Here is a 958-nt window from a genome sequence, read left to right on the forward strand (position 1 = left end):
ATCAAGTACAGCTCTATTTGAAACGTATGAACATGTCGGGTCATATGGGTATCACTGGTGGGTATTACATAACGAAAGATTTCACATACCGTATTGTATGTATTTTGCTATGGGATACGGAGGACAATACATTATTATCATTCCGCAGTTAGAGCTCGTAGCGGTTATTAGTAGTCACATGCCGAAACGTGGCCTCGTACCATTAAAGTTATTTATAGAGCATATAAAAGAGAATTCTAATCATAAATAAGAAGAGAAATGAGGTGTTTTATGAGAAGTGCAAAAATGATAGCGATTTATAGAATGTTATTAAGTCTTCTAACGTTTAGTGCACTTATTACTCAATTTGTTACAAGAGCACAAGTGAAACCGTTCAATCCAGTTAATTTTTTTAGTTTCTTCACAATTGAAAGTAATATTTTAGTGGCGGTAATTCTACTATTAAGTAGCGTGGGGACAGCCACATTCGGACGTTCCGAGCAGTTTGGAGTTCTTCGCGGCGCAGCTACAGTATATATACTGACAACAGGACTTATTTATTTTTTGTTATTAAGGGGATTAGAAGAGTCACTTCAAACAGCAATACCGTGGGTAAATACTGTGCTTCATTACATCATGCCATTAGCGATGATTTTAGACTGGGTTATAAATCCACCTACAAAGACCATTACACGGAAACAGGCTGCGAGTTGGCTTGTTTTCCCGCTTTTATATGTTGTCTATAGCTTAATACGCGGTCCATTCGTGAATTGGYACCCATATCCGTTTCTCGATCCGAGAATAGGTGGATATGGTAGAGTACTTTTATATAGTATCGGAATAGCGGTTGTAATTGGAGCTATTTGCGGATTGGTGAAAGTGTTAGGGAATCGATCTTTAAGTTTAAAACAATAACTTTCATTATTAAATGTGTATGAATAAACCCCTCTGTTTTACTTAAAACAGAGGGGTTTATTTG

The 958-nt window shown here is 36.8% G+C and carries 1 protein-coding gene and 1 pseudogene; both read left to right on the plus strand.

Annotation, left to right across the window (positions count from 1 at the left end; all coding sequences use genetic code 11):
- Positions 1-250: pseudogene (locus tag AC1DTM_RS28710) on the plus strand (serine hydrolase domain-containing protein); the annotation flags it as partial.
- Between the two features lie 20 nt (positions 251-270).
- A complete protein-coding gene (locus AC1DTM_RS28715) occupies positions 271-894 on the plus strand; it encodes a Pr6Pr family membrane protein (RefSeq protein ID WP_477001517.1) in 624 nt (207 codons plus the stop codon).
- Positions 895-958 lie beyond the last annotated feature (64 nt).

The organism is Bacillus sp. P4_D3 (assembly GCF_056401855.1).